Origin of the sequence: uncultured Williamsia sp., from assembly GCF_947494875.1 — a bacterium.
Taxonomy (GTDB): Bacteria; Actinomycetota; Actinomycetes; order Mycobacteriales; family Mycobacteriaceae; genus Williamsia_A.
Genome location: NZ_CANLWM010000004.1, coordinates 319497 through 333458, shown reverse-complemented (window position 1 = coordinate 333458; position 13962 = coordinate 319497). Strand labels below are relative to the sequence as shown.

Here is a 13962-nt window from a genome sequence, read left to right as displayed (position 1 = left end):
CAGAATCCGGTGGTGGACGACGTGACCCTGACCGGGCTGAAGGTCTTGAGACAGGTTGTCGCGAGCGGGTCGTTCTCGGCCGCGGCGGTGGAGCTCGGGTACACGCAGTCCGCCGTCTCCCGGCAGATGCGCGTGCTGGAGTCGGCCGTCGGTGAGCCGTTGTTCGAACGCGGACGGCGCGGCGTCACGCCGACCCCGGCCGGGCGGATGGTTGTGGCCGCGGCGGGTCGTGTTCTCGCGGAACTGGATTCGATGACCCTTCAGCTGGCCGGCCGTCGGGACCGACTCGCCGGCCGACTGGTGATCGGGGCTTTCCCGACGGCGTGCGCCGTCCTGGTCCCGCGGTCCGTCGCGGCGCTGCGACGTGCGCATCCCGGCGTCGAGGTCACCGTCGACGAGGCGTCCACGCCCGCGTTGCTCCGCCGGCTGCGCGCGAGGCGGGTGGACCTCGCGGTGGTCGGGCCGGATGCCGGCGATGCCGACATACGCGATCTCGTCCCGCACGCTTTCCCTGTCGTGGGGCTCTGTGTGGCGGTCCCCGTCGATCATCGACTCGCTCGGCGATCACGCGTCACCGTCGACGATCTCGCCGACGAGTCGTGGATCGCCGGCGCCGGTCCACCGGGAGAGCCTCAGTTCGGACCGTGGCCGGGTGCGCGGGATCCGCGGGTGGTCCAGAGCGCGCGCAACTGGTCCACGCGGCTGGGCATGGTCGCGTCCGGGCTGGGCATCAGTGTGCTGCCGGGGACCCTCGCGGCCGCCCTGCCACCGGGCGTGACACCGGTGCGGGTGGTCGATCAGCCCGTCGACACGCGTGGCGGCCTGATCCTCACCCGACCCGACGCGGACCCGCGCGCCCGGTCCGCCGTCGAGGCGATACGCGACCAGGCGAGGCGCCTGCGCGACGAGCTCACTTGAGGGGGTCGTGGCCCCAGTTCATCAGTGAGTAGCGCCATTTCGTGTCGGTGACATCGCCGTCGGGCTCCTGGGCCTGGTGGCGGTGCACATAGCTCACCACCCGGCGCATGTGGTCGGCGTCGTCGTCGGTGAGCTCGCTCTTGTTCGTCTCGAGGATCTCGACGATCCTGCGGCCGGAGGCGTGGCCGGTGGACTCCCCGCCGTCCTTCGACTGCCCGACGGACTTCGACTCGTCGGTGTCGAGGAACTCGTCGAGTTCCGTCGCCGTCATGTTCACGGCGTCCTGCCACTCGTCCCAGACGTCGGCGACCGCGTCGTTCATTGCTCGCTCCTCGGATGCACGAAGGGACGCAACCGAGAGGCTGCGTCCCTTCGTGGTACCCGCGGGAGCGGGGAATCATTCCCCGCAGTCGCGGGGTCCTGGTGTCACTCGACCCCGACGACGTCCTTCGCGATCGCGGCGAGCTGCGTCTGCGCGGCCGAGACGACGCCCTGACGGTTCTTGTGCGTCTCCTCGTAGGCCACGACGAGCCGGATGTCGGACGGCTTCTCGAGGTCCTTGATGGCCGCGACGGCCGACGTGACGGTGAGGTCGTCGTAGTCGGCGATGGGCAGGTCCTCGACGCCGACGGTGCCCGTGGCCACCCGCGCTGTGTGGATGGTGTCGGCGATGACGGTCGCGCCGGTGTCGCGCGCGGCCTCCTCTGCGGCCTCGAGGGCGGCGTCACGGCCGGCCGCGGAGATCACCGCGACGGTCTCCGTCGTCTCCTTGGCGGTCGAGCGCAGGTTGCCGATCCGCCCCGGGATGCGGGATACGTGATCGATGACGTGGTCGGCGCCGCGGGCGACGACCGCACCCGGAAGGGTCACGACGTTGGCGAGCAGGCCACTGGCCCACTGGACCGGCGTGCGTCGCAGCGCACCGGGGCCACCGATCGCCTCCTCGGCGAGAACGGTCGTGAGCCAGTCGACGGTCGCGGAGTGCGCGTCGATCAGCGTGTCGGCGAGGTCGACGACGGAGCCCAGGTCGTGGGCGGTGGCCAGCGCCTTGAGGTACTTGGCGCGACCGAGCAGCTGGTACTCGAGCTGCAGGTCACCGAGCAGCGCCTCGTCGAGCGGCTGTGCCTGCTCCAGGACGGTCTTGCCGGCGGCGATGCCTCGGCCGACGAGCGGGCGGATGATCTCGGGGAGGCCGCCGATCTCGCGGAGTGCCTCCTCGATCGCGAGGGCGCGGACGCGACCGTTCTCGGCGTTCTGCCGGAGTTCGTCGGCGACGGCCTCCGTGCGGGCCTGCAGCACGCGGGTCTCCGCGATCTGGACCTCGGTGTGGGTCAGTGTGAGCAGTGCACTCAGTTGGGTACGAACCGGCGTGGTCGAGACTGCCATGGTCATGCCTCCTTCAAGTCGGTGTGGATACCTGTCTTCCAGCACAACGTCTCTGTCGCGGTTTGGGCACCACCCTGCACGCGATAGTGGCGAAGGTCATCGATACGAACCTCCGTGCACCACATCGGCACCGTGCGCCACGCGGACACACCGGCCCTGATCAGGACGGACCGGTCAGGAACCGGCCGTCGCAGTGTCGAGATCCGCGCGGTAGGCGGTGATCCACTCCTGCGCCCTGTCGGTCACGACGTAGCGGAAGACGAGCCGCATGATCGCCTCGGAGATCACCCGCTGCACCGACCCGGGAGTCTTCGCCGACGACGACCGCGCGCCCATCGCGACGATCTTCTCGACGCGTCGGCGACGGGCAGCGTCGAAGGCCGAGAAGGCCGCTGCGGGGTCGTCGGCGTGTCGGCCGAGCAGGGCGCCCATGACGACGGCGTCCTCCAGCGCCATCGACGCGCCCTGGCCCGAGCTGGGGGACGGCGCGTGGATCGCGTCGCCGATGAGACCCAGCCGTGCTCGATGCCAGCGTGGCACCGACGGCAGGTCGTGGGTGTTGTCGGCGGCGAGGTCGAGGCGCCCGGCCGCGATGAGATCGGCGAAGGGACCGACGTCCGCTGCGGCCAGGTCGACGAGGTGCGCTCGCCACTCGTCGGGCGTCGTCGCGGCGCGCTCGTCGGCGGACACCGCGGGGCGCGGCTCGTTCGCGAACCAGACCACGCGGCCGTCGGGCAGCGGCAGGGCGCCGAAGAACGCGCGCCGACCGAAGACGAAGGTCCACACACCCGGCGCGAGACCGTGCTGGGCGTGGCCCGTCGTGATCCCGCCGAAGTTGACCAGGCCGAGGTATCGGCCGGTCGGTGCAGTCGGGTCGATCGCCCTGCGAACGACGGAGTGGATCCCGTCGGCGCCGATGACGACGTCGGCGGACAGCGTGGTGGCGTCGTCGAGGGTCACCGATGCGTCGTCGGGCCCCGACGACGCAGAGGTGACACGCGCACCCTCCACCACCTGCACACCCCGGTCGCGCGCGAGGTCCAGCAGCGCGGCGGCGAGATCCGGGCGACGGAAGGACAGAGCCGGCGTGCCGTCGGGCAACGGCGCGCCGAGGCCGATCACCCCCAGCCGCCGTCCCGTCGCGCCGAGGACGAGGTTCCCCGTCGTCGACGACCCGAGGGTGCGCACGGGGTCGAGCGCGTCGACCGCGGCGAGTGCCGACAACCCGTTGGGCGTCACCGTGAACCAGGATCCCCCGTCTCGCGCGTGAAACGCGCTCCGCTCCAGGACGGTCACGTCGATCCCGGATCGTCGCAGCGCCATCGCGAGCACCGGACCGCCGATCCCTCCCCCGACCACGAGTGCGCGCATGCCACAATCCCTTCTACGAGAGTCATACGATTCGATTTTCGAATGATTCGATGATCGAAAGGAAAGCATGGCCGGCCGTTCCCGTCAACAGGCCATCGCCGACGTGGGCACGGCGATGCAGCGGTACCAGCGCAGCGTCCAGGCATTCGACGACGCCGTCGGACGGCGGCTGGGAGTGGGTCCGGCTGACCAGCGGTGCCTCGACTGGCTGTCCGAGGGGCCTCTCACGGCCAAGGAACTCGCGACGGCGACAGGACTCCGCCCGGCGGCGACCACCGCGCTCATCGACCGCCTGGAGGCCAAGGGGTTGGTGCGTCGCGCCCCGTCACCGGACGACCGACGACGCGTCCTCGTCGAGCTGACCGAGTACGGCCGCGACCGCGTCTGGGAGGCCTACGGGCCGATGGTCGCCGAGGGACAACGCCTCTTCGGCGGGCATTCCGTCGCCCAGCTCGACGCCCTCACCGATCTGCTCGAGCGCATGACCGCCCTGACCGAGACCCACCGCGACCGCGTCGTCGACACGGACTGACCCCGACACGACGACGGGGCGCAACCTCTCGGTTGCGCCCCGTCGTTGTTCAGCGGGTCAGATCACCCGGCCGTCGTCGAACTACTCGGCGGCCTTGGTCAGCTCGACCGGCGACTCGGGCAGCTCGACGGGCTTCTTCTCACCCTTGAAGGTGAAGGTGGCACCGTCGCCGTCTCCCTCGCCGTCCCAGTTCTCGGCGTCGACCAGCACGATCTGACCGGGGGTCAGCTCGTTGAAGAGGATCTTCTCCGACATCTGGTCCTCGATCTCGCGCTGGATCGTGCGACGCAGCGGACGCGCACCGAGCACCGGGTCGAAGCCGCGCTTGGCGAGCAGGCTCTTCGCCTTGTCGGTGACCTCGAGGGCCATGTCCTTGTTCTTCAGCGCGGTCTCCACACGGTTCAGCATGAGATCGACCATCGAGATGATCTCGTCCTTGGTGAGCTGGTGGAAGACGACGATGTCGTCGATGCGGTTGAGGAACTCGGGCCGGAAGTGCTTCTTCAGCTCGTCGTTGACCTTCTGCTTCATCCGCTCGTAGTTCGACCCCGTGCCGTCACCGGAGCTGAAGCCCAGGCCGACGGCCTTCGAGATGTCGGACGTACCGAGGTTCGAGGTGAAGATCAGCACGGTGTTCTTGAAGTCGACCGTGCGGCCCTGACCGTCGGTGAGACGGCCGTCCTCGAGGACCTGCAACAGGGTGTTGTAGATCTCCGAGTGCGCCTTCTCGATCTCGTCGAAGAGCACCACCGAGAACGGCTTGCGGCGCACCTTCTCGGTGAGCTGGCCGCCCTCCTCGTAACCCACGTACCCGGGAGGGGCACCGAAGAGCCGCGAGGCCGTGAAGCGGTCGTGGAACTCGCCCATGTCGATCTGGATGAGCGCGTCGTCCTCGCCGAACAGGAAGTTGGCCAGCGCCTTCGACAGCTCCGTCTTACCGACACCGGACGGGCCGGCGAAGATGAACGAGCCCGACGGACGCTTGGGGTCCTTCAGACCGGCGCGGGTACGACGGATCGCCTTCGACACGGCCTTGACCGCCTCGACCTGGCCGATGATCCGCTTGTGCAGCTCGTCCTCCATGCGGAGCAGACGGGTGGTCTCCTCCTCGGTGAGCTTGAACACCGGGATGCCGGTCCAGTTGCCCAGGACCTCGGCGATCTGCTCGTCGTCGACCTCGGCCACGACATCCATGTCGCCCGAACGCCACTGCTTCTCCCGCTCTGCGCGCTCGGCGACGAGCTGCTTCTCCTTGTCGCGGAGATTGGCGGCCTTCTCGAAGTCCTGCGCGTCGATCGCGGACTCCTTCTCCTTGCGCGCGCCGGCGATCTTCTCGTCGAACTCGCGCAGGTCCGGCGGCGCCGTCATCCGACGGATGCGCATGCGCGCGCCCGCCTCGTCGATGAGGTCGATCGCCTTGTCCGGGAGGAAGCGGTCGTTGATGTAGCGGTCGGCCAACGACGCGGCCGCGACGAGCGCACCGTCGGTGATTGACACCCGGTGGTGGCTCTCGTACCGGTCGCGCAGACCCTTGAGGATCTCGATGGTGTGCTCGACCGAGGGCTCGCCGACCTGGACCGGCTGGAAACGACGCTCGAGGGCGGCGTCCTTCTCGATGTACTTGCGGTACTCGTCGAGCGTGGTCGCACCGATGGTCTGCAGCTCACCGCGGGCCAGCTTCGGCTTCAGGATCGACGCGGCGTCGATCGCGCCCTCGGCGGCACCCGCGCCGACGAGCGTGTGCAGCTCGTCGATGAACAGGATGATGTCGCCGCGGGTGTTGATCTCCTTGAGGACCTTCTTCAGGCGTTCCTCGAAGTCACCGCGGTAGCGGCTGCCGGCCACCAGCGACCCGAGGTCGAGGGTGTACAGCTGCTTGTCCTTCAGCGTCTCCGGCACGTTGCCGTTGACGATGGCCTGCGCGAGACCCTCGACGACGGCGGTCTTGCCGACGCCGGGCTCACCGATCAGGACCGGGTTGTTCTTGGTGCGTCGCGAGAGCACCTGCATGACCCGCTCGATCTCCTTCTCGCGCCCGATGACCGGGTCGAGCTTGGCGTCGGCGGCGGCCGCGGTGAGGTTGCGACCGAACTGGTCGAGCACGAGCGAGGTCGACGGCGTGCCGGACTCGCTGCTGCGACCGCCGGTGCCCGCCTCCTGCGGCTCCTTGCCCTGGTAGCCCGAGAGCAGCTGGATGACCTGCTGGCGGACCCGGTTGAGGTCGGCGCCGAGCTTCACCAGCACCTGGGCGGCGACGCCCTCACCCTCGCGGATGAGGCCGAGCAGGATGTGCTCGGTGCCGATGTAGTTGTGGCCGAGCTGCAGCGCCTCGCGCAGCGACAGCTCGAGGACCTTCTTGGCGCGCGGGGTGAAGGGGATGTGGCCCGACGGTGCCTGCTGGCCCTGGCCGATGATCTCCTCGACCTGGCTGCGGACACCCTCCAGCGAGATGCCGAGCGACTCGAGCGACTTGGCCGCCACGCCCTCGCCCTCGTGGATCAGGCCCAGGAGGATGTGCTCGGTACCGATGTAGTTGTGGTTGAGCATCCGCGCCTCTTCCTGGGCGAGGACGACAACCCGGCGAGCGCGGTCGGTGAACCGTTCGAACATTGTTCTCCCTTACGACGTGTATGGCTCCCGACGCGGACGTCGGGGGAAGCCGTGTGGCGCGCGATCGCGGGAAGCGTGTGGATACACGTCACCTGCGTCGACGCCCTGCGACCCACTGTAGTGGCCGCGATCCGACGACACCGGGGTTGTGCTGTCGTCGGTCGGGGCGCAACCCCGACAAGTCCGTCAACGACGCAGGTGAACGGCCACATCCCGGGCCGAGTACGCCGTCAGCGAACGGTTCGTCGCACCCCCGGGCGGCGCGGTGGACAGCACATTGCCAGGAACAGGTCGTATCGTCAGCAGTCGCGATGGTGCTCCCCCGGCCGCGCACGACCGACTCGTCGTCGCGCACTCCCGCCCCGGACACACCGGTCCCGCCGACCGAAACGGACGAAACGGCCTTCACCCCGCCGCAGCCGGTCCGCACGAAGGACAACCACCTCCACCAGATCGACCTCGTCCGCCTGGTGACCTTCGCCGGGGTCATCCTCGACCACGTGATGATGGGGCCCGCGGCCCCGCAGAACTCGTCGACCGTCGGCGGCGTCGAGGTCTTCCTCCGGTACACGCGCTACGGGTTCTTCGCGCTCACCGGGTTCGTGCTCACCTACCAGTACCGGCACCGGGAACTGCAGGTCGCGCCGTTCCTGCGACGACGCTTCAAGTTGATCGGCCTGCCGTTCGTCGTGTGGAGCATCTTCTACTGGCTCTACGGGCACTATCTCGGCGGCGGGTGGACGAACATCGCCGACACGGTGCGCAGCGCGCACGACGCCGCGCTCGCGGGCAAGAGCCTCGCCTACGACCTGATCACCGGCACGGCCTGGTACCACCTGTACTTCCTGTCGGTGAGCATGCAGATCTACCTCGTGTTCCCGGTGGCGCTGTGGGTGCTGCGTCGGACGTGGGGCAAGCACCGGTACCTGCTGGCCGCGAGCTTCGCCGTCCACGCCGTCCTGCTGCTGATGATGGTCCGTCCGCAGCACGGGATCTTCACCCACGGCGTCGTCGGGTTGGTGTGGCGTCACCTCGAGGTGACGATCTTCCCGTACCAGTTCTTCATCCTGTCCGGCGCGATCGCGGCGATGCACTTCGAGGCCTTCCAGGCGTTCGCGCGCCGACGGCGTGCACAGGTGTTCGCCGTCGGCCTCGTGGTGGTCGCGGCCACCCTGGGCTACTTCCTCTGGCTCGTCCACCACGGCGAGGAGATGTTCCGCGCGACGAACGTCTTCATGCTGCACAACACGTTCGCCTACGCCGCCATCATCGCGATGCTCTACTGCGTCGGCACGCTGTGGCAGGAACGCCGGACCGCCGGCTCGGTGGCGGCCCGGTTCATGCGGACCGCCGCGGACCGCTCGTTCGGCATCTATCTCGCGCACGCGATCGCGCTCGACGTCGTCCAGCGCTACATCGTCGTCGACCTGCGGACCAACTCGGCGGTCGTGATCGTCGTCGACTACCTCGCGACCGTTGCGATGACGATCCTCATCGTCGAGGCGCTCCGGCGGTCGCCACTGAGCCTGGTCGCCACGGGCCGCAGCATGATCGACCCCGCCGCCCAGACGGTCTCCCGCTCGGCCCCGGCCGGTCTCGTCGCCGTCGTCGCGGGCGTGGCGCTGCGCTACACCGTCGCACCGATCGCCGGGACCGCGATCCTGGGTGCCGGCGTCCTCTTGCTGCTGTCGGCCGCCTGGGTCGTGTGGCGGCGCCGGACGCAGGCGCCCGCGGTCGTCGCCTGAGCGGTGTCGCTCAGCTCGGCGTCGAGACGGGGACGAGCCCGGAGTCGCGGATGGCCTCGAGGGTGAGGTCGGCCATCGCGGCCCGTCCCGCGGCATTGGGGTGGTACGGCGCCGGCGGCGTGAACGGCGACACCCACGGAGACGACGAGCAGACCGTGTGGCCCTCGGCGGCAGCTGCCGCGTCGACGAGGATCGCCCCCGACCGCACCGCCGCCGCACGCGTCGCCGCGGTCAGACGGTCGAAGGTCTGCACCGTCTCGAGGGCCTCGGCGGGGGTCAGCGGGACGCCGGCGCAGACGGTGGCCTCCGGGTCGAGCACGGGGATGTAGTCGACGATCACGACGACGGCGCGCGGTGCACGAGCACGCACCGCGTCCACGACGGCGACCATCGCGTTCTCCAGCGCGGTGTACTCGCCCGGCGTAGACAGCGCCGACGGTCGTTCCGGGTGGCAGTGCCGTGGCCGGTGCGGCTGCCGCGACGGCTGGTTCGCGCAACTCAGATCGGTGAGGCGTGGGATGTAGTGGACGTCGTTGCCGCCCGTGGTGATGGTCACGAGGCCGGTGTCGGCGGTGACCGCGTCGATCTGCGGACGATCGGCCCGGCCGGGCTGCGCCCGTCGCAGGATGTCGGGGATGGTCGACCCGGAGCAGGTGACGTCGGTCAGATCGAGGGACTCGGCGGCCGCGACGCGGCGCGGGTAGTCGTCACCGCCGCGGAGACAGCGACGGTCGACGATGTCGGTCGAGTCCGGTCCCGCCGCATACGAACTCCCGAGCGCCACGTACTGCACCGAGTGCCGTCCGACCGCGACGCTGTCATGCGTCATGGCCTCGTCGTCGGTGGCGGGGGTGTCACCGCGCCACGGCACCGCGAGCGCCACGACCGCCACCACGACGGCGGCGATCACCCCCACGACGGTCAGCCGCCGTCGTCCACGCCTGATACTCACCGAGTCCGTGTACCCCCGGCGGCGACGGGGACGTCGCGGTCCTCGTCGTGGTCGCGACGAGCCTCGACGACGTCGGGGACGGCCGCCTGCACCGTCTCGATCAGTCCGAGGATCGGCACTGCGACCCGATGCCCGAGATCGGTCAGCGAGTACTCGACGCGCGGAGGGATGCTCTGCAGGACCGTGCGCGAGACGAACCCGTCGCGCTCGAGAGCCTGCAACGTCTGCGACAGCATGCGTTCGCTGACGCCGTCGACACGGCGGCGCAGCGCGTTGAAACGGAAGTCACCCTCCGCGAGCGCAGCGATCGCGAGGACGGCCCAGCGGGTCGTCAGACCCTGCAGGATGTCGCGCGAATTGCAGTCGCGCGCGAACACGTCCGCCTCGAGTGAGGGGTCGATCTGGTCCGCGTGCACTCCGAGATCATAGCCGACCAGGTGACGACGCATGCGTTCTAGGTTGCACATGCAGTTTTGTTAGTGCTATTGATTGGTCACCGCGCCGCGCGGGACAACTCGGACCAAGGAGACATCGATGACCACATATGCCGTGACCGGCGCCACAGGACAGCTCGGATCGCAGGCGATCGGTGCACTCCTCGACAGGGGCGTCGCGGCCGGGGACGTCGTCGCCATCGTGCGCGACGCCGGCAAGGCGGCCACCCTGCGTGAACGCGGCGTCGACGTGCGCGTCGCCGACTACGCCGACGGTGCCGCCGTGCGCGCAGCCCTCGAGGGCGTCGACCGACTCCTGCTCGTCTCCGGGTCCGAGGTCGGTTCGCGGGTCCCGCAGCACTCGACGGTGATCGACGCCGCGCGTGACGCGCATGTCGGACTGGTCGCGTACACGAGCATCCTGCGCGCCGACACCAGCGGACTCGCCCTGGCACGGGAGCACGCGGAGACCGAGAAGAAGCTGGCGGGCTCCGGCCTCGACCACATCCTGCTGCGCAACGGGTGGTACTCGGAGAACTACGTCGCCGCACTGCAGCCGACCCTCGACGCCGGTGTCCTCTACGGCGCAGCCGGCGACGGCCGCGTCGCACCCGCCGCACGTGCGGACTACGCGATCGCCGCCGCGGCCGCCCTGCTCGACGGCACGCCCCGCGTCTACGAACTCGCCGGAGCCGAGCGCCTCACCTACGCCGACATCGCCGGGATCCTCGCCGAGGTGTCGGGAAAGCCCGTTCGCTATCAGGACCTGCCGCAGTCCGACTACGCCGCGGCGCTGGCGGCCAATGGCGTGCCCGCCCCGATGAACGAGGTCCTCGCCGACTCCGACGCCGGCATCGCCCGCGGCGAGCTGGACGGCGATGCAACGGATCTCGCCGGGCTGGTCGGTGACCTCACCGAATTCCGCGACGTGGTCCGCACCGCCCTCTGACGTGACCTACCCGGCCGCGAACGAGTCGACGAGACGGTCGAGGACGACCAGCATCTCGGCCCGTGCGCGGTCGGGGTCGTCGGAGGCGGCGACGTAGAGCGCGGCCTCGTCGATGGCCGCGATGGCCACGTGGGCCAGGGGCCGCGTCGGCTGATCCTCGATGGCGCCGGTGGCGACAGCAGCCTGCAGGAGTCCCTCCACCAGTGCCATGCCGAACTGCTCGCCGCGGGCGCGCCATTCTTTCCAGCCCAGCACCGACGGCGCCTCGACGAGCACGATCATCTGGGCGACCGGGTCGACGAACGCCTCGAGGAAGACCCGGCAGCCCAGACGCATCGCGGCGAGCGGGTCGGTCTCGCCGGACGCGGCGACGCCCACGGCGATCCCCTCGGTGATCTCGCCCTCGACCTCGTCGAAGACGGCGAGGAACAGACCCTTCTTGTCCCCGAAGTGGTGATAGAGCGCGCCTCGCGTCACGCCCGCGGCGTCGACGATCGCCTGGGTCGGGACCTCGGCGAACGGGGCGGCCCCGAACAGGGGTCGCGCCGCGGCCAGCAACGCACTGCGGGTGGCGGCGTTGCGCTCGGACTGGCTGCGCCGACGCGGCCGATCGTTGACTTCCATACCGGCTGTATGTAACTTTCATGCAAGCTGTTTGTATGTTTCTTCCGACGACGAGAGCGTATCCGACATGGCCGATCACCCCGCCCCCGCACAGTTCGCGTCGGACCTCGGTCCGATCCCCTATCGCGTCGTTGGGCCCGACGACGCCGCGGCGCCGACCGCAGTGTTCGTCCACGGGGTCCTCGCCGACGGCCGACTGTGGTCGCCCGTCGTCGAGCGGTTGGCGGACCGCGGGGTGCGTTGCGTCGTCCCGACCCTCCCGCTGGGCGCGCACACACTGCCGATGAGCCCCGGTGCGCGACTGTCGCCGAGATCGGTCGCCGACGCCCTCGCCGATCTGCTGGCACACCTCGACCTGCGCGACGTGACGCTCGTCGGGAACGACACCGGCGGCGCGATCTGTCAGTTCCTCCTCGCCGCGCACCCGGATCGCATCGGGCGGGTGGTGTTCACGAACTGCGACGCGTTCGACGTCTTCCCGCCGTCGCCGTTCCGTCAGGTGTTCGCCCTGCTCCGGCGGCCGGCGATCCTGCGGGCAATGATCCCGACGATGCGTCTGCGCGCCCTGCGCCACAGTCCGCTCGGCTACGGGCTCCTCGTCCACCGGGCCGACGCCGCGCTGACCCGCTCGTGGATCGATCCACTGCTCACCGACGCCGACGTCCGCCGCGACCTGGTCACGTTCCTGTCCGCCATCCGCCCCGCCGACCTCGACGCGATCACGCGGTCACTGTCGTCGTTCGACCGTCCCGTGGCGCTGGCGTGGGGATCGGACGACCGGTGCTTCACGCCCGACCTCGGCCGACGGCTGGCCGCGGTGTTCCCCGACGCGGTGGTCACCGTCGTGCCCGGCGCGCGGACGTTCGTCCCCCTGGACGCCCCCGACGCCGTCGCCGACGCCGTGCTCGCCGTCGCGGACCGCTCCGAGGCCCCGTCCTGAGAACCGTTGCGCCGACGGCATTCACCCCTCGCGGGTGACGACCAGGCCGAGGACGACCACAGCGAACGCTGCCGTGTGGAGGGCGGTGCGGACCAGGTTCCACGCCACCCACGACGACTCGAACGCCGCTCGCGCGCCGGCGGGGTCGACGAGACCGGCCGACGCGAGCCGATCGTTGAGGGGGACGTTCGCCACCACGGTGACGACCACACCGACAAGGGTGAGGATCGCCGCGGCGAGCATCCACGGACCGAGGCGATCGGACCGCAGCATCCACCAGGCGGCGACCGCCAGGACGAGTCCACCGACGAAGAGCGCCAGGAACACCGGGTTCATGATCGCGACGTTGATGCGCTGCATCGCGACGACGAGGGTGCGGTCGTCGGCGCGGCGCAGGCCCGGCATGACGGAGTAGGCGAACGCCGCGAACAACCCGGCCATCAGGCCGGAGCAGAGCACCGAGGCGACGAGCAGGAGCGTGCGGGTGATGGTCATGCCACCAGCACACCGCGTTCGATCGAGACGATCCATGGCCTGAACGCTCGGATGCATGTTCAATCGTCTCGTGGACCTCATCCAGTCGATGCTCGACGGGCCTCGCGCGAGCGGCGCGTTCGTGCTGCGGATCGCGATGGCGTCACCGTGGGCGCTGCGCATCGAGGACCACGCGCCGCTCGCGCTCGTCGCGGTCGTCCGGGGTGATCTGGTGGTGACCTTCGACGACGGCGAGACGACGACGGCGGGTGCCGGCGATGTCGTCCTGATCCGCGGCCCGGAACCGTACGTGGTGGCCGATCGCGCCGATCGTGACATCACGGCCGTCGTCGATGCCGACGGCGAGTGCCACACGCTGACCGGTGAACCGCTGGACGGTCACATGTCGCTCGGGGTGCGCACCTGGGGCAACGCCGCCGACGTCGACTCCGGCGACGCGGTGATGCTGCTGGCGACGTACACGATGTCCGGCGAGGTGGGTGACGCTGTCACACAAGCGCTCTCGCGGGTCACTGTGATCGCGCAGGACGACGACCCGCTCCGGCGACTCTTCGCGGCGGAGCTCGGCCGCGATGCACCCGGCCAGGGCGCCATCCTCGATCGCCTGGCGGATCTGTTGCTCGTCACGGGCCTCCGGTCGTGGTTGTCGCAGCCGCACCACACGGCCCCGCGCTGGCTCGTCGCGCCGTCGGATCCGGTGGTCGCCCATGCGATGCGCCTGCTGCACAACAACATCGATCGCGCATGGACGGTCGCGAGTCTGGCCCGCGAGGTCGGTCTGTCCCGCGCGACCCTGGCCCGCCGGTTCACCGAGGCGGTCGGCGAGGCCCCCATGCGCCACCTCACCCGACGCCGGCTGTCGGTCGCGGCCGATCTGGTGGCCGGCACCGATCGCACGCTGGACTCGATCGCCGCAGAGGTCGGCTACAGCGGCGCGTTCGCCCTGAGTGCTGCGTTCACCCGCGAGCGCGGAGTCAGCCCGAGCGCCCACCGTCGGGCGGGGTGA

The 13962-nt window shown here is 70.0% G+C and carries 14 protein-coding genes; 6 read left to right on the top strand and 8 right to left on the bottom strand.

Translation table 11 applies throughout. From position 1 onward, the window contains the following. Positions 1–12 precede the first annotated feature (12 nt). Positions 13–918, top strand: a complete 906-nt coding sequence (locus Q1A98_RS11965; protein WP_299573589.1) for a LysR family transcriptional regulator — start codon at positions 13–15, stop codon at positions 916–918. Here the strand turns inward: Q1A98_RS11965 and Q1A98_RS11960 are convergent. The 3 genes from Q1A98_RS11960 to Q1A98_RS11950 form a co-directional block, all read right to left on the bottom strand. After that, positions 911–1240: a DUF3140 domain-containing protein gene (locus Q1A98_RS11960; RefSeq protein WP_299573587.1), complete on the bottom strand. Its 330-nt coding sequence runs from the start codon at positions 1238–1240 to the stop codon at positions 911–913. The two genes, Q1A98_RS11965 and Q1A98_RS11960, sit on opposite strands and share 8 nt — an antisense overlap. Before the next feature lie 104 nt (positions 1241–1344). Next, positions 1345–2304, bottom strand: a complete 960-nt coding sequence (locus Q1A98_RS11955) for a ferritin-like domain-containing protein (protein WP_299573584.1) — start codon at positions 2302–2304, stop codon at positions 1345–1347. Positions 2305–2478: 174 nt separating this feature from the next. After that, a complete protein-coding gene (locus tag Q1A98_RS11950) occupies positions 2479–3675 on the bottom strand; it encodes an NAD(P)/FAD-dependent oxidoreductase (protein WP_299573581.1) in 1197 nt (398 codons plus the stop codon). Positions 3676–3742: 67 nt separating this feature from the next. Between Q1A98_RS11950 and Q1A98_RS11945 the strand changes: the two genes are divergently transcribed. Further along, positions 3743–4207, top strand: a complete 465-nt coding sequence (locus tag Q1A98_RS11945) for a MarR family transcriptional regulator (protein ID WP_299573578.1) — start codon at positions 3743–3745, stop codon at positions 4205–4207. Between the two features lie 81 nt (positions 4208–4288). On the opposite strand, the gene Q1A98_RS11940 is transcribed toward Q1A98_RS11945, so the two are convergent. Further along, positions 4289–6817, bottom strand: coding sequence for an ATP-dependent Clp protease ATP-binding subunit (locus tag Q1A98_RS11940; RefSeq protein WP_299573576.1), 2529 nt, complete (start codon positions 6815–6817; stop codon positions 4289–4291). 311 nt (positions 6818–7128) lie between these two features. Here Q1A98_RS11940 and Q1A98_RS11935 point away from each other — a divergent pair, with 311 nt between their 5' ends. Continuing rightward, positions 7129–8562: an acyltransferase gene (locus tag Q1A98_RS11935; protein ID WP_299573573.1), complete on the top strand. Its 1434-nt coding sequence runs from the start codon at positions 7129–7131 to the stop codon at positions 8560–8562. Positions 8563–8572: 10 nt separating this feature from the next. Here Q1A98_RS11935 and Q1A98_RS11930 read toward each other — a convergent pair whose 3' ends face one another. Together Q1A98_RS11930 and Q1A98_RS11925 are read right to left on the bottom strand one after the other, a co-directional pair. Further along, positions 8573–9514: an SGNH/GDSL hydrolase family protein gene (locus Q1A98_RS11930; RefSeq protein ID WP_299573570.1), complete on the bottom strand. Its 942-nt coding sequence runs from the start codon at positions 9512–9514 to the stop codon at positions 8573–8575. Further along, complete coding sequence (locus Q1A98_RS11925) at positions 9511–9963, bottom strand: helix-turn-helix domain-containing protein (protein ID WP_299573568.1); 453 nt, start codon at positions 9961–9963, stop codon at positions 9511–9513. Before Q1A98_RS11925 ends, Q1A98_RS11930 begins: the two co-directional genes overlap by 4 nt. A gap of 85 nt (positions 9964–10048) precedes the next feature. On the opposite strand from Q1A98_RS11925, the gene Q1A98_RS11920 reads away from it, so the two are divergent. Then, the gene (locus Q1A98_RS11920; protein WP_299573565.1) at positions 10049–10897 is read left to right on the top strand and encodes an SDR family oxidoreductase; all 849 of its coding nucleotides are present in this window, start codon (positions 10049–10051) and stop codon (positions 10895–10897) included. Positions 10898–10903: 6 nt separating this feature from the next. Here Q1A98_RS11920 and Q1A98_RS11915 read toward each other — a convergent pair whose 3' ends face one another. Next, entirely contained in the window at positions 10904–11521 is a 618-nt protein-coding gene (locus Q1A98_RS11915) for a TetR/AcrR family transcriptional regulator (protein WP_299573562.1), read from the bottom strand. 67 nt (positions 11522–11588) lie between these two features. Between Q1A98_RS11915 and Q1A98_RS11910 the strand changes: the two genes are divergently transcribed. After that, the gene (locus Q1A98_RS11910) at positions 11589–12461 is read left to right on the top strand and encodes an alpha/beta hydrolase (protein ID WP_299573559.1); all 873 of its coding nucleotides are present in this window, start codon (positions 11589–11591) and stop codon (positions 12459–12461) included. A 21-nt stretch (positions 12462–12482) separates the two neighbouring features. Here Q1A98_RS11910 and Q1A98_RS11905 read toward each other — a convergent pair whose 3' ends face one another. Further along, on the bottom strand, positions 12483–12956 hold the full coding sequence (locus tag Q1A98_RS11905; RefSeq protein ID WP_299573556.1) for an anthrone oxygenase family protein: 474 nt from the start codon (positions 12954–12956) through the stop codon (positions 12483–12485). 55 nt (positions 12957–13011) lie between these two features. Between Q1A98_RS11905 and Q1A98_RS11900 the strand changes: the two genes are divergently transcribed. Then, on the top strand, positions 13012–13962 hold the full coding sequence (locus Q1A98_RS11900; protein WP_366943439.1) for an AraC family transcriptional regulator: 951 nt from the start codon (positions 13012–13014) through the stop codon (positions 13960–13962).

Bases quoted from the DNA above. Each gene is read 5' to 3' on its own strand.
- Q1A98_RS11960 (WP_299573587.1), bottom strand. From the start codon at position 1,240: ATGAACGACGCGGTCGCCGACGTCTGGGACGAGTGGCAGGACGCCGTG.
- Q1A98_RS11955 (WP_299573584.1), bottom strand. From the start codon at position 2,304: ATGGCAGTCTCGACCACGCCGGTTCGTACCCAACTGAGTGCACTGCTC.
- Q1A98_RS11950 (WP_299573581.1), bottom strand. From the start codon at position 3,675: ATGCGCGCACTCGTGGTCGGGGGAGGGATCGGCGGTCCGGTGCTCGCG.
- Q1A98_RS11945 (WP_299573578.1), top strand. From the start codon at position 3,743: ATGGCCGGCCGTTCCCGTCAACAGGCCATCGCCGACGTGGGCACGGCG.
- Q1A98_RS11940 (WP_299573576.1), bottom strand. From the start codon at position 6,817: ATGTTCGAACGGTTCACCGACCGCGCTCGCCGGGTTGTCGTCCTCGCC.
- Q1A98_RS11935 (WP_299573573.1), top strand. From the start codon at position 7,129: ATGGTGCTCCCCCGGCCGCGCACGACCGACTCGTCGTCGCGCACTCCC.
- Q1A98_RS11925 (WP_299573568.1), bottom strand. From the start codon at position 9,963: ATGCGTCGTCACCTGGTCGGCTATGATCTCGGAGTGCACGCGGACCAG.
- Q1A98_RS11920 (WP_299573565.1), top strand. From the start codon at position 10,049: ATGACCACATATGCCGTGACCGGCGCCACAGGACAGCTCGGATCGCAG.
- Q1A98_RS11915 (WP_299573562.1), bottom strand. From the start codon at position 11,521: ATGGAAGTCAACGATCGGCCGCGTCGGCGCAGCCAGTCCGAGCGCAAC.
- Q1A98_RS11910 (WP_299573559.1), top strand. From the start codon at position 11,589: ATGGCCGATCACCCCGCCCCCGCACAGTTCGCGTCGGACCTCGGTCCG.
- Q1A98_RS11905 (WP_299573556.1), bottom strand. From the start codon at position 12,956: ATGACCATCACCCGCACGCTCCTGCTCGTCGCCTCGGTGCTCTGCTCC.
- Q1A98_RS11900 (WP_366943439.1), top strand. From the start codon at position 13,012: ATGTTCAATCGTCTCGTGGACCTCATCCAGTCGATGCTCGACGGGCCT.